The sequence below is a fragment of the Bacillus sp. LJBV19 genome (genome assembly GCF_017797845.1).
In the GTDB taxonomy this organism is placed as follows: Bacteria; Bacillota; Bacilli; order Bacillales; family Bacillaceae; genus Bacillus; species Bacillus velezensis.
Genome location: NZ_CP072563.1, coordinates 2,771,101 through 2,795,542, shown reverse-complemented (window position 1 = coordinate 2,795,542; position 24,442 = coordinate 2,771,101). Strand labels below are relative to the sequence as shown.

The 24,442-nt window shown below is 45.1% G+C and carries 23 protein-coding genes; 20 read left to right on the top strand and 3 right to left on the bottom strand.

Features of this window, described 5'->3' with window-relative positions:
* Positions 1–21 precede the first annotated feature (21 nt).
* From pfkA to J6600_RS13450, 3 genes are all read left to right on the top strand, one after another.
* The gene (pfkA, locus tag J6600_RS13460) at positions 22–981 is read left to right on the top strand and encodes a 6-phosphofructokinase (protein ID WP_007408068.1); all 960 of its coding nucleotides are present in this window, start codon (positions 22–24) and stop codon (positions 979–981) included.
* Positions 982–1,020: 39 nt separating this feature from the next.
* Positions 1,021–2,778, top strand: a complete 1,758-nt coding sequence (gene pyk, locus J6600_RS13455) for a pyruvate kinase (protein WP_007408069.1) — start codon at positions 1,021–1,023, stop codon at positions 2,776–2,778.
* Positions 2,779–2,888: 110 nt separating this feature from the next.
* Positions 2,889–3,272, top strand: a complete 384-nt coding sequence (locus tag J6600_RS13450; RefSeq protein ID WP_012118168.1) for an FxsA family protein — start codon at positions 2,889–2,891, stop codon at positions 3,270–3,272.
* A gap of 31 nt (positions 3,273–3,303) precedes the next feature.
* Here the strand turns inward: J6600_RS13450 and ytvI are convergent, their stop codons facing one another.
* On the bottom strand, positions 3,304–4,419 hold the full coding sequence (ytvI, locus tag J6600_RS13445; protein WP_106067961.1) for a sporulation integral membrane protein YtvI: 1,116 nt from the start codon (positions 4,417–4,419) through the stop codon (positions 3,304–3,306).
* A gap of 97 nt (positions 4,420–4,516) precedes the next feature.
* On the opposite strand from ytvI, the gene J6600_RS13440 reads away from it, so the two are divergent.
* From J6600_RS13440 to coaE, 15 genes are all read left to right on the top strand, one after another.
* Complete coding sequence (locus J6600_RS13440) at positions 4,517–4,981, top strand: DUF441 domain-containing protein (protein WP_025649717.1); 465 nt, start codon at positions 4,517–4,519, stop codon at positions 4,979–4,981.
* A gap of 421 nt (positions 4,982–5,402) precedes the next feature.
* The gene (locus J6600_RS13435; RefSeq protein ID WP_017418345.1) at positions 5,403–5,813 is read left to right on the top strand and encodes a YjdF family protein; all 411 of its coding nucleotides are present in this window, start codon (positions 5,403–5,405) and stop codon (positions 5,811–5,813) included.
* Positions 5,814–5,896: 83 nt separating this feature from the next.
* Positions 5,897–6,133: a peptidoglycan-binding domain-containing protein gene (locus J6600_RS19825; RefSeq protein ID WP_209388357.1), complete on the top strand. Its 237-nt coding sequence runs from the start codon at positions 5,897–5,899 to the stop codon at positions 6,131–6,133.
* Between the two features lie 156 nt (positions 6,134–6,289).
* Positions 6,290–6,727, top strand: a complete 438-nt coding sequence (locus J6600_RS13425; RefSeq protein ID WP_014418618.1) for a hypothetical protein — start codon at positions 6,290–6,292, stop codon at positions 6,725–6,727.
* A 292-nt stretch (positions 6,728–7,019) separates the two neighbouring features.
* A complete protein-coding gene (locus J6600_RS13420; RefSeq protein ID WP_014418617.1) occupies positions 7,020–8,153 on the top strand; it encodes a Rap family tetratricopeptide repeat protein in 1,134 nt (377 codons plus the stop codon).
* On the top strand, positions 8,143–8,295 hold the full coding sequence (locus tag J6600_RS13415; protein WP_017418344.1) for a hypothetical protein: 153 nt from the start codon (positions 8,143–8,145) through the stop codon (positions 8,293–8,295). The genes J6600_RS13420 and J6600_RS13415 overlap by 11 nt, the downstream gene beginning before the upstream one ends.
* A gap of 717 nt (positions 8,296–9,012) precedes the next feature.
* Positions 9,013–10,131, top strand: a complete 1,119-nt coding sequence (gene citZ / locus J6600_RS13410) for a citrate synthase (RefSeq protein WP_003152453.1) — start codon at positions 9,013–9,015, stop codon at positions 10,129–10,131.
* 160 nt (positions 10,132–10,291) lie between these two features.
* The gene (gene icd, locus J6600_RS13405; protein WP_007408075.1) at positions 10,292–11,563 is read left to right on the top strand and encodes an NADP-dependent isocitrate dehydrogenase; all 1,272 of its coding nucleotides are present in this window, start codon (positions 10,292–10,294) and stop codon (positions 11,561–11,563) included.
* Between the two features lie 45 nt (positions 11,564–11,608).
* Positions 11,609–12,547, top strand: a complete 939-nt coding sequence (gene mdh / locus J6600_RS13400; protein WP_003152455.1) for a malate dehydrogenase — start codon at positions 11,609–11,611, stop codon at positions 12,545–12,547.
* Positions 12,548–12,762: 215 nt separating this feature from the next.
* Positions 12,763–13,482: a response regulator transcription factor gene (locus J6600_RS13395; RefSeq protein WP_014418615.1), complete on the top strand. Its 720-nt coding sequence runs from the start codon at positions 12,763–12,765 to the stop codon at positions 13,480–13,482.
* On the top strand, positions 13,475–15,214 hold the full coding sequence (gene pnpS / locus J6600_RS13390; RefSeq protein WP_022552838.1) for a two-component system histidine kinase PnpS: 1,740 nt from the start codon (positions 13,475–13,477) through the stop codon (positions 15,212–15,214). The genes J6600_RS13395 and pnpS overlap by 8 nt, the downstream gene beginning before the upstream one ends.
* Before the next feature lie 246 nt (positions 15,215–15,460).
* Positions 15,461–18,100, top strand: coding sequence for a DNA polymerase I (gene polA / locus J6600_RS13385; RefSeq protein ID WP_209387497.1), 2,640 nt, complete (start codon positions 15,461–15,463; stop codon positions 18,098–18,100).
* A gap of 24 nt (positions 18,101–18,124) precedes the next feature.
* On the top strand, positions 18,125–18,955 hold the full coding sequence (gene mutM, locus J6600_RS13380) for a DNA-formamidopyrimidine glycosylase (protein WP_029973341.1): 831 nt from the start codon (positions 18,125–18,127) through the stop codon (positions 18,953–18,955).
* 136 nt (positions 18,956–19,091) lie between these two features.
* Positions 19,092–19,724 carry a sporulation membrane protein YtaF gene (gene ytaF / locus J6600_RS13375; protein ID WP_003152461.1) on the top strand — a complete coding sequence of 211 codons (633 nt, stop codon included), beginning with the start codon at positions 19,092–19,094 and terminating at the stop codon, positions 19,722–19,724.
* Positions 19,725–19,739: 15 nt separating this feature from the next.
* Positions 19,740–20,333 (top strand): dephospho-CoA kinase, encoded by a 594-nt coding sequence (gene coaE, locus J6600_RS13370; protein WP_209387496.1) that lies wholly within the window; start codon positions 19,740–19,742, stop codon positions 20,331–20,333.
* A 38-nt stretch (positions 20,334–20,371) separates the two neighbouring features.
* On the opposite strand, the gene J6600_RS13365 is transcribed toward coaE, so the two are convergent.
* Complete coding sequence (locus J6600_RS13365; RefSeq protein ID WP_209387495.1) at positions 20,372–21,214, bottom strand: aldo/keto reductase; 843 nt, start codon at positions 21,212–21,214, stop codon at positions 20,372–20,374.
* 58 nt (positions 21,215–21,272) lie between these two features.
* Positions 21,273–22,472, bottom strand: a complete 1,200-nt coding sequence (locus J6600_RS13360) for an MFS transporter (protein ID WP_209387494.1) — start codon at positions 22,470–22,472, stop codon at positions 21,273–21,275.
* A gap of 183 nt (positions 22,473–22,655) precedes the next feature.
* On the opposite strand from J6600_RS13360, the gene J6600_RS13355 reads away from it, so the two are divergent.
* Together J6600_RS13355 and J6600_RS13350 are read left to right on the top strand one after the other, a co-directional pair.
* Complete coding sequence (locus J6600_RS13355; protein WP_003152469.1) at positions 22,656–23,042, top strand: winged helix-turn-helix transcriptional regulator; 387 nt, start codon at positions 22,656–22,658, stop codon at positions 23,040–23,042.
* Between the two features lie 207 nt (positions 23,043–23,249).
* Complete coding sequence (locus J6600_RS13350; protein WP_209387493.1) at positions 23,250–24,272, top strand: glyceraldehyde-3-phosphate dehydrogenase; 1,023 nt, start codon at positions 23,250–23,252, stop codon at positions 24,270–24,272.
* The last annotated feature ends 170 nt before the right edge of the window (positions 24,273–24,442 follow it).

The window sequence follows — 24,442 nt, the reverse complement described above, 5'->3', positions numbered from 1 at the left end:
TGTTGCTGAGGTGAATAGGAAATGAAGCGTATAGGAGTTTTAACGAGCGGCGGGGATTCCCCGGGTATGAACGCTGCGGTGCGCGCGGTTGTGCGGAAAGCTATCTACCACGACGTCGAAGTGTACGGAATTTATAACGGTTATTCAGGATTAATCAGCGGAAAAATAGAGAAACTGGAGCTTGGTTCGGTCGGTGACATCATCCACCGCGGCGGAACAAAGCTGTACACGGCCAGATGTCCTGAATTCAAAACAGTTGAAGGCCGTGAAAAAGGAATCGAAAATTTAAAGAAACTCGGCATTGAAGGTCTTGTCGTCATCGGCGGAGACGGTTCATACATGGGTGCGAAAAAATTAACGGAACACGGGTTTCCGTGTGTGGGTGTACCGGGTACGATAGATAATGACATCCCGGGAACTGATTTTACGATCGGATTTGATACGGCGCTAAATACCGTAATTGATGCGATTGATAAAATCCGTGACACCGCTACGTCTCATGAGCGTACATACGTTATTGAAGTGATGGGGCGCCATGCGGGCGATATTGCTTTATGGGCAGGTCTTGCAGGCGGAGCGGAATCAATTTTAATTCCTGAAGCGGACTACGATATGCAGGAAATTATCGGCCGTTTGAAGAGAGGGCACGACCGCGGCAAAAAACACAGTATCATCATCGTTGCAGAAGGGGTAGGCAGCGGGGTTGAATTCGGAAAACGCATCGAAGAAGAAACGAACCTTGAAACACGGGTATCCGTTTTAGGGCACATCCAGCGCGGCGGATCTCCAAGCGCTTCTGACCGGGTTCTTGCAAGCCGCCTCGGCGCTTACGCGGTTGAGCTTCTGCTTAAAGGAAAAGGCGGACGCTGCGTAGGTATACAAAACAACAAGCTTGTAGACCATGATATTATAGAAATTTTAGAATCAAAACATACTGTTGAACCAAACATGTATCAGCTTTCAAAAGAACTGTCTATTTAAGGCGGAAGAAGCTGAAGATTTCAGAAGGAAGTGAACGAGTTGAAAAAAACAAAAATCGTTTGTACAATCGGTCCGGCCAGTGAAAGTGTAGAAATGCTGACAAAATTGATGGAAGCGGGTATGAACGTTGCTCGTCTGAATTTTTCACACGGTGATTTCGAAGAGCACGGCGCAAGAATCAAAAACATCAGAGAAGCAAGCAAAAAGCTCGGCAAAAACGTGGGGATTCTCCTCGATACGAAAGGTCCGGAAATCCGCACGCACGATATGGAAAACGGCGCGCTTGAGCTTCAGGCGGGGAATGAAATTATCGTTTCTACGAAACAGGTGCTGGGAACGCTTGAAAAATTCTCAGTTTCTTATGAAGGCCTGGCAGACGACGTGTCAGCAGGGTCTATCATCCTGTTGGATGACGGTTTAATCGGATTGGAAGTGCTAGAATCAAATCCGGAAAAACACGAAATCAAAACAAAAATCTTAAACAGCGGCACGCTGAAAAATAAAAAAGGCGTAAACGTTCCCGGCGTCAGCGTCAACCTTCCCGGAATTACTGAAAAAGACGCCAAAGACATCGTATTCGGTATCGAGCAAGGCGTTGATTTCATCGCTGCGTCATTTGTACGCCGTTCTACGGATGTCTTGGAAATCCGCGAACTGCTTGAAGAGCATAACGCGTCTGACATTCAAATCATTCCTAAGATCGAGAACCAGGAAGGCGTGGACAACCTGGATGCGATCCTGGAAGTATCTGACGGCTTAATGGTAGCGCGCGGAGACCTCGGCGTAGAGATTCCGGCCGAAGAAGTGCCGCTCGTGCAAAAAGAAATGATCAAAAAATGCAACGCGCTCGGCAAACCGGTTATTACTGCGACACAAATGCTTGACAGCATGCAGCGCAACCCTCGTCCGACACGCGCTGAAGCAAGTGACGTTGCCAACGCCATTTTCGACGGCACAGACGCTATCATGCTTTCCGGTGAGACGGCTGCGGGACAATATCCTGTCGAGGCGGTTCAAACAATGTTTAACATCGCCACACGCACGGAAGAATCTCTGAACTACAAAGAAATTCTGTCTAAACGCAGAGATCAGGTCGGCATGACGATTACCGATGCGATCGGCCAATCAGTTGCGCACACGGCGATCAATCTGAGTGCGGCAGCTATCGTTACCCCTACAGAAAGCGGCCATACGGCGCGTATGATCGCGAAATACCGTCCGCAGGCTCCGATTGTAGCCGTTACGGTTAATGAGTCTGTATCACGCAAACTCGGCCTTGTATTCGGTGTATTCCCGGCAAGCGGCCAAAACGCGAATTCAACCGATGAAATGCTTGAAGACGCGGTTCAAAAATCACTTGACAGCGGCATCGTGAAACGCGGTGATCTGATTGTCATTACAGCAGGTTCTGTCGGTGAATCAGGCACGACGAATCTGATGAAAGTCCACACTGTCGGCAGCGTTATCGCGAAAGGGCAAGGCATCGGACGCAAATCTGCATTCGGTCCGGTCGTTGTTGCAAAAAATGCGAAAGAAGCTGAACAAAAAATGACAGACGGCGCAGTATTGGTTGCTTCAAGCACTGACCGCGACATGATCGCTTCACTTGAAAAAGCATCAGCGCTCATCACTGAAGAAGGCGGTCTGACAAGCCATGCAGCTGTTGTCGGTTTAAGCTTGGGCATTCCGGTTATCGTCGGTCTGGAGAACGCAACTTCAGTTTTAACAGAAGGACAGGTTATCACAGTTGACGCTGCCCGCGGCGCTGTGTATGAAGGCCGCGCAAGCGTTCTTTAAACAGCTTTAAAAAAGAGAGGGGGGTTCTCCCTTCTCTTTTGTCTTTAGGCTGATTTTCCTATTCCCATGCGGGCGGTGACACGCTTTTAGAAGGGCGGGAGGGCAGAAAAATGAGAGTGTTATTCTTACTGTTTATCGTGTGTCCGGCAATTGAAATCGGCTTGTTTCTGCTGGCGGGAAAATGGCTCGGTATTTTTCCGACCTTCCTTCTCATCATTTTGACAGGCGTGTTAGGCGCCTTGGTGGCAAAAAGACAGGGAACCGATGTGTATCATCGGGTGATGCGCGACCTGCAGCACGGCAAAATGCCGGGGGAAGCGCTTCTTGACGGAATATGCGTCTTTTTCGGAGGCCTGCTTTTGATGCTTCCGGGTTTTCTGTCCGATATTGCAGGGGCCTGTCTTCTGATTCCGTTCACTCGGAACCGCATGAAGCCGCTTTTGTTCAAATGGCTGAGAGGAATGTCAAAAAACAAGCGGATCATTATCAAATAAAAACGGCAGCCTTCTTACAGGGCTGCTGTTTTTATTTGGACTGAACAGTAATATAGGCCCATATTTCTTTTAAAGCGCCCGTTGTGATAAAGGCCTGAATGAAAACGAGCAGGGCGGGCCCCGCAGCCAGTCCTAAAATTCCGAACAGTTTAAAGCCGGCAAACAGGGCGATTAAGGTCGCAAGCGGATCAAGTCCGATTGACCTGCTTAAAATTTTCGGCTCCGTCAGCTGGCGCTGAATGAGAACCACAATATATAAAATACCGAGACCGATCGCTTGAGGAAGCTGACCGGCAATGGCCAAATACATAATCCAGGGAACAAAGACCGACCCGGCGCCGAGATACGGGAGCAGATCAACCAGGCCGATAAAAAAGGCGATGGTTGCCGCATGCTCAATCCCTAAAAGAAAAAGTCCGATAAAGACAATGATCATCGTGAAAAGGATGAGCACGGCCTGCGCCTTAATGAAACCTGCCATCGCTTTTTTCAGCTCTCCCGATACGGCCTTGGCGTTTGCTGAAACCCGTTCCGGAAGAATAGAATAAAGCAGCGCCTTCAGCTTATGCCAGTCCTTTGTCATAAAAAAAGTCGCCAGCATTGCGAAAATGAAGACGGCAGCTGTATTGGGAAGGAAGGCAATCCATTTCGGCACCAGCTCCAAAAGATGTGAAAGCATCAGCCCCGCATTTTTAGCGGCTGTATCACCGAGGGTCTGAATATGCGTCACGATGGATGCCTGCTGATTGGTTTCCAGTCCGTTAAATAAGACGGTCAGCTCGTGGTACAATGGCTGAATGCGGGAAGTGAACAGCTCTTCGCAATACGTCATAAAGGCGCTGATATGGGGAGGGAGTGTTTTGGCCAGATAGGCGGTTCCCGAAATGATTTCCGCAACGAGAAATGTCGCCGCGCCAAGAAGAATAAGCAAAAAGAAGACCAGGACAATGACAGTATTGACTGACCGGGGCAGCCCCGTCAGTTTGTCCAGCCAGTCAACTACGGGAATGATCGCTGATGACAGAATAAGGGCGATCAGAAACGGATAAGTTAACGGAAATGAGGCGTAACCGGCCGCTAAAGCGCCGCCGGCCGCAGCGAGTACAAACAGCGCGCGGAAAAAAACAGTTGCATAGTGCGGATTCACATCGATCCTCCTCTCGGTCGGCACGTCCTATTACATTAGTTTATTCGTCAGAAAAAAGGATATGAATATAGATATGATGAAAGAGGGTGCTTTCAGGATGTTTACACAGGCGAATTTATTTTTACTATTATTGCTGGCCATTGCATTGGTAGCCAAAAATCAGTCATTGCTTTTTGCCGTCGGCTTTCTCATTGTGATAAAAGCTGTCGGTCTTGATCAGAAACTGTTTCCGGTTATTCAGTCAAAAGGCATCAACTGGGGGGTCACCGTCATTACAATCGCCGTTTTAGTGCCGATTGCCACAGGTGATATCGGTTTTAAACAGCTCGCAGAAGCGATGAAATCATATTATGCGTGGATCGCTCTCGGTGCCGGGATCGCGGTTGCCTTAATCGCCAAAAACGGTCTCACCTTATTGGAAAACGACCCTCATATTACAACGGCGCTGGTCATCGGCACGATACTTGCCGTCGCGCTTTTCGGAGGCGTCGCCGTCGGCCCGTTAATCGGCGCCGGAATCGCCTACTTGGCCATGCAAATCGTTAAAATATTCACTTCGTAAAGTAAAAAAGCGGCGTAAAGCTGCTTTTTTTTGTGGAGAAAATTAGAGTTTGCACTTGCGCATTTTGTAGTTCAGACAAATGCCATTTACATTATTCCGATGAATGAAGTGGCTTACCATGTAACAAAGAACTTCGGGATTGACGGCGCACATGGAGCGAATACAGCGATTGCAGTAATTCCAATTGATGAATGGATTAAAAGCTGATGGAATTTATGCGCTGATACCAAAGCAAAGCTTGAAGTGTTGTTCAAAATAAGCGGAGACCCTTTCCTTCAATTTGAAAGTTTGTTAAATTTATAATGAGAATGAAAAAACACAATTCGGTTGGTAGTCCGGATGCATGATTTAAAATGTCAGTAACCTTCCCCTCCTCGGGATGTCCATCATTCTTCAGTAAATTTAGGAGGAGGGAATCGTTATGAAATTAACGGTTTACTACGATGGTCAGTTTTGGGTAGGAGTCATTGAAGTTGTGAATGATGGGAAATTAAGAGCAATTCGTCATTTGTTTGGACAAGAGCCAAAGGATTCAGAAATAATGCATTTTGTTAATAATCAACTTTTACCGACTCTCTCCCACACTGAACAAGAAGGGGTTTGTGTTAAAGCAAAATCTAAGAAATTAAACCCAAAAAGATTGCAACGACAAGCTTCTAAAGAGATGAAAAATATCGGGATATCAACTAAGGCACAAAAAGCGATAAAACAGGAGCTTGAAGCAAGAAAAGAAAAGAAAAAACAACTGAATAGAAAACAAAGAGAAAAAATAAAGGAACAAAAATATTTAATCAGAAAACAAAAAGCAAAAGAAAAGCATAGGGGCAAATAGTCGGAGAACCCGATAAAGCCCTCCGATTAAAAAGTTGAGCGGCATCAGTTAGTTTCTTCGGACTGATTTAGAGAAAAAGAAGTATAAGTCAGAGCCCTTCTCGAGATGAGGAGGGTTTTTCTGCAATTTATTTAAATTCACTTACATCAGTAAATGAGTCAGTTTCAATTGATGAACGGCTTGATGAAGATATTTACGGCCCGAAATCAGCAAATGCAGTCAAACGATTCCAGTCCATGTACGGCGTGACTGCTGACGGCATTCATGGGCCAAAGACAAAGATGAAAATCAGCGTTAAAGAAATAGGGAAAATTAGATAAAGAACGAAAAAAATTTCTAAATATAGTTGGATTGATATATTATTGAACCCTGCATATGTGATAACAATAGCAGCTTTAAATAGGTGTAACAGGAGGTAGATTACTAAAGAATCTAAGGTTAGTATTTGGGTTTTAATATTTGATTAGGGGGAAAGAATGCTATCACTTAATAGAGCTTTAAAATTACGTGATTTAGAAGTTTTTCGTGTGCTGAAAGATGGTAACATTTTATCTTACGTAATAATTGAAGATACTCGAAAGCCATTTACAGAAGAAGACAAAAAATTAGAACCATTATGTTATATGGACGAAGAAGATATTAATGCGATTTTAAATGTTTTTAAGATTTCAATTGTTAATGATGAAAAATTAAATGAAGATAATTCAATTTTTATAAGATCTTACTTTTCTGAATTTGTTAATCATACAAATTTAACGAATTTTATTATTAAAGAATATGTTCAAAAGGATTTATATAATTACGATGATGAAGATGACATCATTTTCTTTAATAGAATTTTACGTAGTATAGGATCAGATTATGTTATCAAAGAATTTGACGATATAAATTGGATTTATTTATCTCAAGATTGATTTCTTATTTAGATTTTAAAGGAGTACAGAAGATAATTTCTGTACTCCTTTTTAAGGCAAAAAATAGACTTCTAGTTTCTCTTTATAGCATAAATACAATTGACGAAAATCGTAAGTTCAGCACCCGCAAGGGGTGTATACAAGTGCTTTATTATCATGGATGTTCTATTTCCAAAATCGCTATCATTTTTTGTTATTTTCGGTTAATTAGGAAAATTGCGGTATTTTTTCGTTTACAGAAAATAAGAAATTAGTGGAAAATAAATCAAAAGAGGAGGAGGGGAATGAATGCATGGACCAGGTATTACCGTCTTCACATGTAGGCGTTAAAATTAACGAGTGGTACAAGATGATTCGTCAATTTAGTGTGCCAGACGCGGAAATTTTAAAAGCCGAAGTGGAACACGAAATAAAAGAAATGGAAGAAGACGAATATTTACTTATTTATTACTCTCTCATGACTTTTCGTCATCAACTTATGCTAGATTATTTAAACCCAGAAATAAAGTATAGGACTGATAGGCCAACCACCACAGAACTACTTGAGAAGATTGAGAAACCACAAAAAACACTTACCGGCCTCTTAAAATATTACTCACATTTTTTTCGCGGAATGTACGAATTTGATCAGAAGCAGTATGTAGAAGCAATTAATTTTTATCGTAAAGCAGAGATGGAAATTCATCATGTCTCTGATGAAATAGAACAAGCTGAGTTTCATTTTAAGTTGGCAGAGGCTTATTATAATATGAAACAAACGCACGTATCCATGCATCATATTCTAAAAGCGTTAGAAATTTATGATCGAAACCCGCTTTATACCGTCCGAAAAATTCAAAGTTTATTTGTAATTGTGGGTAATTATCTTGATTTTAAACATTACGAAAAAGGATTACAGCATCTTGAGGAAGCCTTGAAGCTTTCGCAAGAATTTGGTCATAAAAGGTTGATTTCCTCTGCTCTTTATAATTTGGGTGAAAGTTATCACTACATGGGACAAGAAGAAAAGGCCGAAGCGTATTTGAGACAAGCAATTGTGATTGGTGAAGAAATGAAATTGAGAACTCTGCCCCATTCATATTATTCACTTTCCATAGTATTATTTAAGCAAAAGAAAACAGCCGCGGCAGGCCAAGCTTTAAAAGAAGGTTTAAAAACAGCAGTAAAATATGACGACAATTTGTTTTGCTTATTAACAGAGTTTTTATATGTTTTATTTGCTGAACCGATTAACAAAGACAGCCTTGTAGAAATTTTAAGTAAGCTTGAAAATATTCATATGTATTCGTATGTCGAAGAGTTGACACTTTTAACAGCAAACTTTTTCAAAGGAATGAAGGACTTTGAAATGGCTACAATTTTTTATGATAAGATGGTGGAGTCTCAACTTCAAATACAGCGGGGGGATTGTTTGTATGAATATTAAAAAAGCAATTTGTTTCTCTGTCTCTGCTTTCGCTATTACGTTCGGTGTAATTGCTTTTGTAGGAAACACGACTCATCTTCATCATAATGCAGCTAAAACTGATAATGAGGTAATACAACTAGCTGCGCGACTGCAAACATGATTTAAAAGATGTGGCCTTTTTAGGGCTGCATCTTTTTTTGTCATGCATTTTCGATTTTTCTCTTTTTAGGCGGGGCTGCGGCTGCTGCATTACAAGCATGGTAACAGGTTATGTTACAAGGGTGATATTCGTTTGAAGTCCGCATAAAAATACAAAAGGATCGTTATATACACAAAAGCGAAATACGAAGTAACAACAAAGATATATATAAGAAAATTTGAGCCAACTAAAACCAAGACATGGATTTCTGAAGCTGATCCGAACATTGATTCAGTCGAGTAAACAAATTAACCCCCTTCTCCGGTAAAGAAGGGGGTTAAACTTGCGGTGAAGTTGTCGCGCCTGTCCTTTTAAAGTCTCCTCCAAAACTCCCCCAATTGAAAACATGAGAATACATGGTTTTACAAAGCGCCTGAAAGCAAACGATTAAATTTATCAACGAAAAGCCTTGATATATAAGGCTTTTAAAACATTTTTAGTTAAAAGTCTACAAATTAATCAGATTATTGTTTATAATAAGAATAGGCTTAAACTTAAATAAGCTTATAAGAATTTGTTATGTTCCTCTATAAGCATACTGGTTATGTAATCGCAATCATTGAAATGTAAGCATTTTCTTAAAGGGGAAAGGGATTGTTTGCATGACTCATTTTAAGTAAGCCGTATGTTTTATATACTCTTTAAAGGGGAATTTTGATTGAAAAGGAGAGGTTGAATATGACAGCAACACGCGGTCTTGAAGGGGTTGTAGCAACAACATCATCTGTAAGCTCTATTATCGACGATACCCTTACATATGTAGGGTACGATATTGACGACTTGACAGAGAATGCAAGTTTTGAAGAAATCATTTATTTGCTGTGGCATCTGCGCCTGCCGAATAAAACGGAACTTGCTGAACTGAAAAAACAGCTTGCGAAAGAAGCTGCCGTTCCACAAGAAATCATTGAGCACTTCAAATCCTATCCCCTCAATAACGTACATCCAATGGCTGCGCTCCGGACGGCGATTTCATTACTCGGTCTGACTGACAGTGAAGCCGATGTCATGAATCCGGAAGCGAACTACAGAAAAGCCATCCGTCTGCAGGCGAAAGTGCCGGGCATTGTCGCCGCTTTCTCAAGAATCCGCAAAGGACTTGATCCTGTTGAACCGAAGGAAGAGTATGGAATCGCGGAGAACTTCCTGTACACCTTAAACGGTGAAGAGCCTTCTCCGATCGAAGTGGAAGCGTTTAACAAAGCGCTCATTCTTCATGCGGATCATGAGCTGAATGCATCAACATTTACGGCGAGAGTATGTGTCGCCACCTTATCTGATATTTACTCAGGCATCACTGCCGCCATCGGCGCTTTAAAAGGACCGCTTCACGGCGGAGCCAATGAAGCCGTCATGAAAATGCTGACAGAAATCGGCGAAGTGGAAAACGCCGAGCCTTATATCCGCAGCAAAATGGAGAAAAAGGAAAAAGTAATGGGCTTCGGACACCGTGTGTATAAGCATGGAGACCCGCGCGCCAAACACTTAAAAGAAATGAGCAAACGCCTGACGAATCTGACGGGTGAAAGCAAATGGTACGAGATGTCAATCCGTGTCGAAGAAATCGTAACGTCGGAGAAAAAACTCCCGCCTAACGTTGATTTCTATTCCGCATCTGTATACCACAGTCTCGGCATTGATCACGATCTGTTCACGCCGATCTTTGCGGTCAGCAGAATGTCAGGATGGATCGCCCATATTCTTGAACAGTACGATAACAACCGCCTCATCCGCCCGCGCGCTGATTACACGGGTCCGGATAAGCAGACTTTTGTTCCGATTGATGAAAGAGCCTGATCAAACGGGAGGCTGGTGATTTTCATGTCGTTAGCCTCTTGTTAATCAAGCCCGGATTGGTTTACAATTTTGATAGAATCTTGAGAAAAGTCATTTTATTTTCTATACAAGAAAAATAAAATGTTTTCTAAATATGAATTACATACTGGGAGGTAATATTGTGTCACAAGGTGAAAAAATTACAGTCTCTAATGGAGTATTAAACGTACCAAATAATCCGATTATCCCGTTTATTGAAGGCGACGGCACAGGCCCTGATATTTGGAACGCCGCTTCTAAAGTATTGGAAGCCGCTGTTGAAAAAGCATATAAAGGCGAGAAAAAAATCACGTGGAAAGAAGTTTATGCCGGTGAAAAGGCTTATAATAAAACAGGTGAGTGGCTTCCTGCCGAAACGCTGGAAGACATCAGAGAGTACTTCATCGCCATCAAAGGTCCTCTGACGACACCGGTCGGCGGCGGTATCCGTTCTCTGAACGTGGCGCTGAGACAGGAGCTTGATTTGTTTACATGCCTGCGCCCTGTCAGATATTTCACGGGAGTGCCTTCTCCGGTCAAACGACCTGAAGATACGGATATGGTCATTTTCCGCGAGAATACGGAAGATATTTACGCCGGAATTGAGTATGCGAAAGGTTCTGAAGAGGTTGAAAAGCTGATCAGCTTCCTGCAAAATGAAATGGGCGTTAACAAAATCCGTTTCCCTGAAACGTCAGGAATCGGCATCAAACCTGTTTCTGAAGAAGGCACAAGCCGCTTAGTCAGAGCTGCCATTGAGTATGCGATCGAAAACGGCCGTAAGTCTGTCACGCTTGTCCACAAAGGAAACATCATGAAGTTCACTGAAGGGGCATTTAAAAACTGGGGCTACGAGCTTGCCGAAAGAGAATACGGAGATAAAGTATTCACTTGGGCTGAATATGACCGCATTGTCGAAAAAGACGGAAAAGAAGCGGCTGATAAAGCGCAGAGCGACGCGGAAGCGGCAGGGAAAATCATCGTCAAAGACAGCATCGCTGATATTTTCCTTCAGCAGATCTTAACCCGTCCGAGCGAATTCGACGTCGTGGCGACAATGAACTTAAACGGAGACTATATCTCTGATGCGCTTGCCGCTCAGGTAGGCGGAATCGGAATTGCGCCGGGAGCGAACATCAACTATGAAACAGGGCATGCGATTTTCGAAGCGACTCACGGAACGGCTCCTAAATATGCCGGCCTTGACAAAGTCAACCCGTCATCCGTCATCCTTTCAGGAGTGCTTCTTCTTGAACACCTGAACTGGAATGAGGCTGCTGACTTGATCATTAAATCTATGGAAAAAACGATTGCTTCAAAAGTAGTAACGTACGATTTTGCTAGATTAATGGACGGTGCAACTGAAGTGAAATGTTCAGAGTTTGGTGAAGAGCTAATCAAAAACATGGACTGAACCTAAAGCAGACTTCTAATGAAGCCAAAAAAGGAGAAGAGAATCATGGGAAAAACACGCAGTAAAGTTTCTGTTATCGGAGCAGGATTTACGGGAGCGACAACAGCCTTTCTTACAGCTCAAAAAGAGCTTGCAGACGTTGTGCTCGTTGATATTCCGCAATTAGAAAACCCGACAAAAGGAAAAGCGCTAGACATGCTCGAAGCAAGTCCGGTTCAAGGATTTGACGCGAAAATCACAGGCACGTCCAACTACGAGGACACAGCCGGTTCTGATATCGTCGTCATCACAGCCGGAATTGCGAGAAAACCGGGCATGAGCCGTGATGATCTCGTATCTACAAACGAAAAAATCATGAGAAGCGTCACACGTGAGATCGTGAAATATTCTCCTGACTGCATTATCGTTGTATTGACAAACCCTGTTGATGCGATGACATATGCGGTGTACAAAGAATCAGGCTTCCCGAAAGAACGCGTCATCGGACAATCCGGAGTGCTTGACACTGCGCGATTCAGAACATTCGTCGCTGAAGAATTAAACCTGTCTGTAAAAGATGTGACCGGTTTTGTTCTTGGCGGACACGGTGACGACATGGTTCCTCTCGTCCGTTATTCCTATGCGGGCGGCATTCCGCTTGAAACGCTTATCCCGAAAGACCGTCTTGATGCGATTGTAGAACGCACAAGAAAAGGCGGCGGGGAAATCGTCAACCTTCTCGGCAACGGAAGCGCCTACTACGCGCCTGCTGCATCACTGACTGAAATGGTAGAAGCCATTTTGAAAGATCAGCGCCGCGTGCTTCCGACTATCGCTTACTTAGAAGGCGAATACGGTCATGAAGGCATTTACTTAGGCGTACCGACGATTATCGGAGGAAACGGCCTAGAGCAAATCATCGAGCTTGAACTGACAGACTATGAAAAAGCGCAGCTGAGTAAATCAGTTGAATCTGTCAAAAACGTGATGAAAGTATTGTCATAAGAAAAAAGGGAAGGCTTCCGAATCAGAAGCCTTCCTCTTTTTACAATTAATGAAAGCGTTTTCTTTTTCCCTGAGCGATCCTTTCTCTGAAAATGATCAAAAAGGCGAATTGTCTGAACGGGCAGTATTGGATAAAATGAAATCATAAAGTGATAAGCAGCACATAAAATAGAGAAAATTGGATGTCGGGGAAAATAGACAGCGGAGGGCGCAGCATGAACAAAAAAATTTTAGTTGTAGATGATGAACAATCTATCGTTACTCTTTTACAGTATAATCTGGAACGGTCCGGCTATGATGTCATTACCGCATCAGACGGCGAAGAGGCTCTGGAGCAGGCAGAGAATGAAAATCCGGATTTAATCGTACTGGATGTCATGCTGCCGAAAGTGGACGGAATCGACGTCTGTAAACAGCTCAGACAGCAGAAAATGATGGTTCCGATCTTGATGCTGACAGCAAAAGATGAGGAGTTTGATAAAGTGCTGGGACTGGAGCTCGGAGCGGATGATTACATGACAAAGCCGTTCAGTCCGCGGGAAGTCACTGCGCGGGTGAAAGCCATTTTAAGAAGGGCTGACATTTCTTCGCTGTCACAAGGCAGAGAAGAGGAAAAGGACGGGCAGATCCTCATCGGCGAGCTGAAAATTCTTCCGGAGCATTACGAAGCGTACTTTAAGTCAGAACAGCTGGAACTGACGCCTAAAGAATTTGAACTGCTTCTGTATTTGGGAAAACATAAGGGAAGAGTGCTGACGAGAGATCTTCTGCTGAGCGCGGTCTGGAACTATGATTTTGCCGGGGATACCCGGATTGTTGACGTTCATATCAGCCATCTGCGCGACAAAATCGAATCAAATACCAAAAAACCCATCTATATTAAAACAATCAGAGGTTTGGGGTATAAACTGGAGGAGCCAAAAATGAATGAATAAAGTCCGTGTGCGTCTGTTCGCTTTACTCGTTGTATGTATCATATTGGTTTTCAGTGTTCTCGGCCTTTTTTTACAGCAGCTTATTTCTTCATCCGCTGAAGAAAGAACGGCGGATCAGCTGAAAAAGGAATCGGTATACATAGCGGGCCTTCTTGACACCGGCCGAATCGGCAATAAAAGCAATGAAACGGTAATCCGTGATGCCGGCCGCACCCTCGGTATAAACGTCGCCGTGCTCAACGAGAAGGGTGACGCCGTATATCATTCCGGCAGTCATGCTGATGATTCAGCCGTAAAGGAGTTCATTTCTCACAATAAAAGTGAGGAAGCCGTACAGTCGAAAAGCAAAGTCATCCGCGGCACTGCCGTAAAAAATGACGCCGGGAAAATTGCGGGGTATGTACTTGTTTCCTCTGAGATCAACGGCGGTTCAAGCGTTACCGGAGAAATGTGGGGCATGCTGGCAGCAAGTCTTTGTACCGCTTTTATCATTATCGTTTTCTTTTATACAAACATGACGTCCCGTTACAAAAAATCCATCGACGCCGCGACAAAGGTGGCGACGGAGCTGTCCAAAGGGAATTATGACGCCCGCTCCTACAGCGGTTACGCAAGGCGGTCGGACCGTCTCGGGCGTGCGATGAACAGCCTGGCGGTCGATTTAATGGAAATGACGAGAACGCAGGATATGCAGCGCGATCGTCTGTTAACCGTCATTGAAAATATCGGATCCGGTTTGATTTTAATAGACGGGCGAGGTTTTATCAATCTCGTGAACCGGTCATACACGAAGCAGTTTCATACAAAGCCTGAACGTCTGCTTCGGCGCCTTTACCATGATGCGTTTGAACATGAGGAGATCATTCGGCTTGTCGAAGACATTTTTATGACGGAGACGAAAAAATGCCAGCTGCTCAGACTTCCCATCAATATTGAGCGGCGCTACTTTGAAGTTGACGGCGTTCCGATCATGGGCCCTGACGATGAATGGAAGGGCATCGTCCTCGTCTTTCACGATATGACGGAAATTAAAAAATTGGAGCAGATGAGAAAGGACTTCGTCGCCAATGTCTCCCATGAACTGAAAACACCGATCACCTCGATTAAAGGATTTACGGAAACACTGTTAGACGGAGCGATGAAAGACGAAAAGGCGCTTTCAGACTTTCTGTCTATCATTCTGAAAGAAAGTGAGCGGCTCCAATCTCTCGTGCAGGATTTACTGGATTTATCCAAGATGGAGCAGCAAAACTTTACGATGCGCGTAGAGTCCTTTGACGCCGCAAAAATTCTGCATGAAATTGAGGCGCTTTTGCGGCATAAGGCTGCGGAAAAAGGCATCAGCTTTCAGCTCGATCTCCCGGAAGAGCCGATTTTTGTGACGGGTGATGCGCACAGGCTGAAGCAGGTATTTTTGAATCTGGCAAACAATGCCCTGACCTACACGCCTGAAAAAGGGACGGTGGGGATTTCGGTACATGTGAAAGAAACCGTTGTCGATATCAAAGTGTCCGATACGGGAATCGGCATTCAGAAGGAAGAGATCCCGCGGATATTTGAGAGATTCTACCGCGTGGATAAAGACAGAAGCCGCAACTCGGGAGGAACCGGGCTCGGCCTCGCCATCGTGAAGCACTTAATAGAAGCCCATGAAGGTAAAATCGAGGTCACAAGCGAGCCGGGACAGGGGACTGTATTTACCGTGACGCTGAAGCGGCAGCCGGAAGCGTGATCAGCTTTACAAAGGATTAACAATTTCTTCATGGCCTGTTAAACCTATCTTGTTAGGATGTAACAGAACCCCTTCATCCAAGGAGCCAATTTTGACGGCGGGAACGTATTTTCTTGTTCCCGTCCTTTTTTGCGTTTTCACGGGGTTCGCTCATTTTCCTTTCAAATTGAACTTTGTTAAAATAAGAGAAGCTGTGAGATTAAAAAATAGAGGAATGACGAGCTTTTGCTCTTAGGAGGATATTGAATGACGGAACGAAAAAAACTAGTGCTTGTCGACGGAAACAGTCTGGCGTACCGGGCGTTTTTTGCATTGCCGCTTTTAAGCAATGAAAAAGGCATCCATACAAATGCCGTATACGGGTTTGCGATGATTTTAATGAAGATGCTGGAAGATGAAAAGCCGACCCACATGCTGGTGGCTTTTGATGCGGGAAAAACCACTTTCCGCCACAGCACGTTTAAAGAATATAAAGGCGGAAGACAAAAAACGCCGCCGGAGCTTTCAGAACAGATGCCGTTCATCCGCGAGCTCCTTGATGCCTATAACATCAGCCGCTACGAGCTTCCTGAATATGAAGCGGACGATATTATCGGCACCCTTGCCGTATCTGCTGAAAAAGACGGCTTCGAAGTAAAGGTAGTTTCGGGGGACAAGGACTTAACCCAGCTTGCAACCGGGAAAACGACCGTTGCCATTACGAGAAAAGGCATTACCGACGTGGAGGATTACACGCCGGAGCACGTGCAAGAAAAGTACGGTCTGACCCCTTTGCAAATCATTGATATGAAGGGATTAATGGGGGATTCATCCGATAATATACCGGGCGTCCCCGGCGTCGGAGAAAAAACCGCGATTAAGCTCTTAAAGCAGTTCCATTCGGTTGAGAAACTGCTTGATTCCATTGATGAAGTCAGCGGAAAAAAATTAAAAGAAAAGCTTGAAGAATATAAGGAACAAGCCTTGATGAGCAAAGAGCTGGCGACGATTATGACAAATGCGCCGATTGAAGTCAAGCCCGAAGATTTAGATTACCAAGGGTTTGACCGTGAACAAGTTGTTGCCATTTTTAAAGACCTCGGTTTTAATACGCTTCTTGAGCGGCTTGGTGAAGAAAGCGGCGAAACGGCGGAAGAAAATTTTGAAGACATCAATGTTGAAACGGCAGAAGAAATCACCGAAGATATGCTCGTTTCGCCGTCCGCTTTGGTCGTCGAACAAATCGGTGATAACTATCACGAAGAACCGATCCTCGGCTTTTCCATCGTGAATGAAACAGGTCTTTATTATATTCCGAAAGAAATCGCCATTCAGTCTCAAGCTTTTAAATCTTGGGCTGAAGATGAATCGATGAAAAAGTGGGTGTTCGACAGCAAACGTTCCGTCGTCGCTTTGCGCTGGCAGGGAATTGAGCTGAAGGGAACGGAATTTGACGCGCTTCTTGCTGCCTACATTATAAACCCGGGCAATTCGTACGACGATGTCGCGAGCGTAGCGAAAGAATACGGGCTGAATATCGTTTCAAAAGATGAAGCGGTATACGGAAAAGGCGCAAAGCGCGCCGTTCCCGCTGAAAAAGAGCTTGCCGATCATCTCGCGCGGAAAGCGTCTGCCGTTAACAGCCTCCGTGACAAACTGCTTGACGCTTTGGAAGAAAATAATCAGCTTGAGCTTTATCAAGATCTTGAACTCCCGCTTGCGCTAATTCTCGGAGAAATGGAATCAATGGGCGTCAAAGTGGATGTTGAAAGACTGAAGCGAATGGGAGAAGAGCTCAAGGCAAAACTGAAAGAATATGAAGAAAAAATCCATGACATCGCCGGTGAGCCGTTTAACATCAATTCACCAAAACAGCTCGGCGTCATTCTGTTTGAAAAACTCGGCCTGCCGCCAGTAAAGAAAACAAAAACAGGCTATTCCACTTCAGCTGATGTGCTTGAGAAGCTCGCAGACAAACATGATATCGTCGCATATATCCTGCAATACAGACAAATCGGCAAACTCCAATCGACTTATATAGAAGGGCTGCTGAAGGTCACGCGCAAGGATTCTCATAAGGTGCATACACGATTCAATCAGGCGTTGACTCAAACCGGACGCCTCAGCTCAACGGATCCGAACCTGCAAAATATTCCGATCCGGCTGGAGGAAGGGCGGAAAATCCGTCAGGCTTTCGTACCGTCCGAACCGGACTGGCTTATTTTCGCCGCCGATTATTCACAAATTGAATTAAGGGTGCTTGCGCATATTTCAAAAGATGAAAATCTGATCGAAGCGTTTACGAATGACATGGACATTCACACAAAAACCGCCATGGACGTGTTTCATGTCAGTGAAGATGAAGTGACACAAGCGATGCGCCGCCAGGCAAAGGCCGTCAATTTCGGCATTGTTTACGGCATCAGTGATTACGGGCTGTCACAAAACCTCGGCATCACCCGGAAAGAAGCGGGCGCTTTTATTGACCGCTATTTGGAGAGCTTCCCGGGCGTCAAGGCATATATGGAAGAGTCGGTGCAGGAAGCGAAGCAAAAAGGATATGTCACGACACTTATGCAGCGCCGCCGCTATATTCCTGAGCTGACCAGCCGCAACTTCAACCTGCGGAGCTTTGCGGAACGGACGGCCATGAATACGCCGATTCAGGGAAGCGCCGCCGATATTATTAAAAAAGCCATGATTGACATGGCAGCTGAGCTGAAAGAAAAAAACCTGAAGGCGCGATTGCTGCTTCAGGTGCACGATGAATTGATTTTTGAAGCGCCTAAGGAAGAAATTGAAATATTAGAGAAGCTGGTTCCTGAAGTGATGGAGCATGCTTTGGCATTAGATGTGCCTCTGAAGGCGGATTATGCTTCAGGGCCGTCTTGGTACGATGCAAAATAAACAGAGAAAAAGGAAGTGATGATTGTGCCGGAATTACCAGAAGTTGAAACGGTCCGGCGCACTCTGACCGGTCTTGTGAAGGGGAAAACGATTGAATCGGCGCATATCAGATGGCCGAATATCATCAAAAAACCCGCCGAGCCGGAGGAATTCGCGCGGCAGATTGCAGGAGAAACGATCCGATCCATCGGAAGAAGAGGAAAGTTTTTGCTTTTCCATCTGGATCATTATGTCATGGTGTCCCACCTTCGGATGGAGGGGAAATACGGTCTTCATCAGGCCGATGAGCCTGACGATAAACATGTGCACGTCGTGTTTCACATGACGGACGGAACACAGCTCCGCTACCGGGATGTCCGGAAATTCGGCACGATGCATTTGTTTGCGCCGGGAGAGGAACAGAATGCATTACCGCTTTCACAGCTCGGGCCCGAACCCGATGATGAAGCATTTACCGCTGCTTATTTAAAAGAGCGGCTTGCAAAAACGAACCGCGCGGTGAAAACAGCCCTGCTCGACCAAAAAGCGGTCGTCGGCCTCGGCAATATTTATGTCGATGAAGCTTTATTCCGGGCGCGTATTCATCCTGAGACAAAAGCGAACAGTCTGTCAGACGGGCAGATAAAAACGCTTCATACAGAAATTAAAGACACCCTTCAGGAAGCGATTGACGCGGGCGGGAGCACCGTCCGGTCTTATATCAATTCTCAAGGGGAGATCGGAATGTTTCAGCTCAAACATTACGTATACGGCAAAAAGGATGAACCGTGCAAAACGTGCGGCACGATGATTTCTAAAATCGTGGTCGGCGGAAGAGGGACGCATTTTTGCGCCCGCTGCCAAAAAAAATCATAAACTGAAGCGATTCAAGCAAGCGGCAGCAGAATGACTTTTTTCTAACACAGTTGATGACCTTTCTCCATATATATATTGTGATTCACCCAATAGGCATATGTCACAATTGCCGATCAAGAGAAAGGGAGAAACGGATATGGAGATTGTTTCTTTGCTGCTTTTGGCTTTTGCTGTCAGCTTGGACAGTTTTTCAGTCGGGTTTACGTATGGTTTGAGAAAAATGAAAATCCCGTTCAAAGCGATTGCCGTGATCGCTTGCTGTTCAGCCTCTGTGATGTTTATATCCATGCTGATCGGCCATTTTCTGACAAAGATTTTTCCCGTATCCGTCACGGAAAAACTGGGCGGGCTGATCTTAATCGGAATCGGGGCATGGGTCATCTGGCAATTTTTCAAACCGGCTAAAGAGCCGGATTACTTATTGCATGAAAAAACGTTACTTAATCTTGAAGTGAAATCGCTCGGCATCGTGATTCACATTTTAAAAAAACCGACGAGCGCCGATATTGATCAATCCGGAACCATTAACGGAGTCGAGGCGCTTCTGCTCGGTATCGCCTTATCCATTGACGCGTTTGGCGCCGGGCTGGGAGCGGCCATTCTCGGCTTTTCTCCGGTTATGATGAGCGTGACTGTCGGGCTGATGAGCTCGCTGTTTGTTTCACTCGGCATAAACGCGGGGCATTTGCTCTCAAGATGGAATTGGATAGATAAAATGACATTTTTGCCGGGAGTCCTGCTGATTATCATCGGGATTTGGAAAATGTAAGAAGGAGTGGGCTTTTTGAGCTTGGTCATCGGTTTAACGGGAGGCATCGCAAGCGGCAAAAGCACGGTAGCGCGTATGCTGATCGACAAAAAAATAACAGTCATTGATGCGGATGTCATCGCAAAACAGGCGGTGGACAAAGGAATGCCGGCTTACGGACAAATTGTGGAGGCATTCGGAAAAGACATCCTGCTGGAAAATGGCGATATTGACAGAAAAAAACTCGGTTCTATCGTTTTTACTGACGAACAGAAGCGTCTGAAGCTGAATCAGATCGTTCATCCGGCGGTGCGTGCGGAAATGCTGAAACAGCGGGATGAAGCCGTTGCACGAAAAGAGCAGTTCGTCGTTTTGGATATACCGCTTTTGTATGAAAGCGGGCTTGATTATCTTGTCGGCAAGGTGCTCGTCGTCACCGTACCGGCAGACATTCAGCTCAAACGGCTGATGGAGCGGAATTCCCTTACAGAAGAAGAAGCGATGAGCCGGATAACGTCGCAAATGCCTTTAGCGGACAAAACAAAAAAAGCTGACGCCGTCATTGATAACAGCGGCAGTCTTGAACATACAAAGCACCAGCTTGAGGAAGTATTGAGCGGCTGGGCATAAACAAACACCGTTCGGAAAGCCGAACGGTGTTTTTCTGATTAAAAATCAAAATTGTCAGGATCAGGACCGACACGGAGATTTTCGTTCAGATCATCAATCCGCTTCATATCGTCAGCTGACAGTTCGAAATCAAAGACATTTGCATTTTCTTCAATACGGTGTTTTTTAGTTGATTTCGGAATGGTGATGACACCGTTTTGCAAATCCCAGCGCAAAATCACTTGAGCGGCTGATTTGCCGTACTTCTCAGCGATCTCTTGTAAGACGGGGTGATCAAGCAGCTGCCCTTGCATCAATGGCGACCACGCTTCAAGCTGAATGCCTTGTTCAGTGCAGAAAGCAAGCAGTTCTTTCTGTGTCAGACGCGGATGGTACTCCACCTGGTTGATCATCGGCTTGATTTCCGTTTCTTTCATGAGATGTTTCAGATGGTGAATTTGGAAATTGCTGACCCCGATCGCCTTAATGCGTCCATCTCGGTAGAGGGTTTCGAGCGCCCGCCATGCATCGATGTACTTTCCCTCGACAGGCCAATGGATCAAATATAAATCCAAATAATCTAAACCGAGTTTTTCTAAGCTTGTGTCAAACGCTTTTAACGTTTCTTCATATCCTAAATCGGCATTCCATACTTTTGACGTGACAAAAATGTCTTCACGTTTTAATCCCGCTTCTTGCAGTCCTTGGCGGATGCCTTCGCCGACACCTTCTTCATTTCCGTAAATCGCGGCGGTATCGACGCTGCGATAGCCGTGCACCAATGCCGCTTTCACCGCATTGACGAGTTCCGCGCCTTCCTCTACTTTGAAAACTCCGATGCCGAACCAAGGCATCTCTACTCCGTTATGCAATGTTGCTTTTGCTTGTAAATGTGTTGTCATATATATATTCCTCCTATTAGTTGTCTGTTGAAACAATCAAAATGCGCTGAAGAAAAACTCACCTCCTTTCAAGGGCAGTGCGATCCCGCTTTTCAAGCTTCCTGCTCCATCCGGTTAATACGACCGCGCTGAGCACCATCAGCGCCCCGATCCAAGCGGTATGAATGATTCCGATTGAGTCTGTAATGATTCCGCCGGCAAACGAGCCGATCGCGATTCCGGCATTGAATGCCGCGATATTTAAGGCTGATGCTGTATCAACGGCGCTTGGCGCAAAACGTTCACTCAGCATCACGACATATACCTGAAGCCCCGGCACATTCATAAACGCCAACAGTCCCATGAAAATAATGGTGATCAGCCCGGCTGTTTTAAACGGCGCGGTAAAAGTCAGAACAAACAGCACAGCAGCCTGGACAATGAACATATAAAACAAGGCTTTCAGCGGATTCCGGTTTGATAAACGGCCGCCAATCATGTTTCCGATGGCAATCGCAATTCCGTAAATGAGCAGGATGGCCGCGACGGTTCCTTTCTGAAAACCGGTTACCTCCTGAAGAAGCGGAGATAAATACGTAAACACGACAAACGTTCCGCCGTAGCCTAACGCGGTAATAATAAATAAAAGCAATAATCGGCCGTTTGTGACGAGTTTGACCTGCTCGGAAAATGCGGTTTTCGTCCCTTTGCGCAAATGTGACGGAACGAGAAGCGCGTTTGTGAGGAATGCAATGATTCCTACCGCCACAATGACGGCAAATGCGATTCTCCATCCGAATTGCTGGCCGAGATAGGTGCCGAACGGAACGCCGGTCACCGTAGCCACCGTCAGCCCCGTAAACATAATGGAAATCGCGCTTGCTCTTTTATGCTCCGGCACGATATTGGCGGCGATTGTTGCCCCGATTGACATGAAAATGCCGTGGGAAAACGCCGAAATGACCCGTGCCGCCAGTAAGACGCCGATTGAGGAAGCACTCGCTGCGAGCGTATTTCCGGCGATGAAAATTAACATCACCCAGAGCAGCAGCGTTTTCCGCGACATGCCGGATGTGAGAGACGTTAAAACCGGCGCGCCGAATGTCACGCCCAGAGCATACATGGAAACGGTAAGTCCCGCCGTTGTGACAGGTATATGCAGATCTTGAGATATAAGCGGCAGCAGCCCGACGCTGATAAATTCGGTTGTGCCGATCGCAAAAGCGCTGACGGCTAATGCCAGCAGCGCTGGTAAATAGCTTTGGCGATGTGAAGACATCTGTTTTCCTCCTTGAACGATAATGTATGGTTGAAATGATGCCGGGTAAACGATATAAGTATAAGAGTACATTCCTTTTCAGCCGGCAAGTGTCATTATGATCGATAGAAGTGTCATTGAAAAGAACGTACTTTTAAGTGCCATAGGCACTTTTTAGTTCCTATAGATGAGGAGGAATTACCGTTGCTGAAGAAAAAATACAATATATCCGTAGAAGCGGCGCTTGAAGTGATCGGCGGAAAATGGAAGTGTGTGATCCTCTGCCACCTCATGCGCGGGAAAAAACGGACAAGCGAATTGAAGCGGCTTATGCCGGACATCACCCAGAAGATGCTGACACAGCAATTGCGGGAGCTGGAAGCTGACGGCGTCATCAACCGGATCGTGTACAATCAGGTGCCGCCGAAAGTGGAATACGAGCTGAGTGAATACGGGCACAGTCTGGAAAGAATTTTAAACGCGCTGTGCGACTGGGGCGCGATGCATATTGCTAAACGGTACGGCGAGGTGTCTTCCGTTTTAGAGGACAGCATTTTAAATGACAAATTTAAAGAACCGGGACAAATATAAGAAAAAAGCAGGCAGCCTGAGACGCTGATCCTGCTTTTTTTATGGAAGAAAGATCATTTTATATGCAAAAAAACCGATTGAACAACATATTGATCGGTATAAGGGTGGATTTTTATCAAGTTGTACTGGCGGATTTCTTTTAATGTGTTATACTATATATAAATAAAGGTAAATTAGAGTGGCATATTAAAAAGGGGTGACCTGAGCATGAAGGTAAAAGTAGCAATCAACGGGTTTGGAAGAATCGGAAGAATGGTGTTCAGAAAAGCAATGGAAGATGATCAAATTCAAATAACAGCCATTAATGCAAGCTATCCCCCGGAAACGCTTGCTCATTTGATAAAGTATGACACAATTCACGGCAAATACGATCAAGAAGTTGAGACCTCCGACGACAGTCTGATCGTCAACGGAAAACATATTATGCTGTTCAATCGCCGGGACCCGAGAGAGCTTCCGTGGAAAGAATGCGGAATAGACATCGTCGTAGAGGCAACGGGGAAATTTAATTCAAAAGAAAAAGCAATGAGCCATATTGAAGCAGGGGCGAAAAAAGTTATTTTAACGGCTCCGGGCAAAAATGAAGACGTTACCATTGTCATGGGAGTAAATGAAGAGCATTTCAATCCCGATGAACATGTCATTATTTCAAATGCATCCTGCACGACAAACTGTCTTGCGCCGGTCGTCAAAGTGCTTGATCAGGAATTCGGGATTGAAAGCGGCCTGATGACGACTGTTCACGCTTACACGAATGATCAAAAAAATATCGACAATCCGCATAAAGATCTGCGGAGGGCGAGAGCGTGCGGAGAATCCATCATTCCGACTTCTACAGGCGCCGCCAAAGCGCTGTCGCTCGTGCTGCCTCATTTGAAAGGAAAACTTCACGGTCTCGCTTTGCGTGTTCCCGTTCCGAATGTGTCATTAGTGGACCTTGTCTGCGATCTGAAAACAGATGTGTCGGCCGAGCAAGTGAACGCCGCTTTCCAAAGAGCCGCAAAAACGTCGATGTACGGAATTCTTGATTATTCGGATGAGCCGCTCGTTTCTTCGGATTATAATACGAATTCACACTCTGCGATCATCGACGGACTGACAACGATAGTGATGGAAGACCGAAAAGTAAAGGTGCTCGCCTGGTATGACAATGAATGGGGATATTCCTGCCGGGTCGTTGATCTTATCCGTCACGTCGCCGCGCGAATGAAACACCCGTCAGCTGTGTAGACTAAAGATCATGGACATTTGTTAGAAAAAAACCCTTAACGGCATATTCGCAAAAAACACACCTTGCAAAATAAACTTAAACACAGTATACTATCTTTCGTGAACTTCTTGCTCGTGACTGCTTCGGAATTACTTAAAGGGTTAGGACCTCTCCGGACTAACTTTCCCCC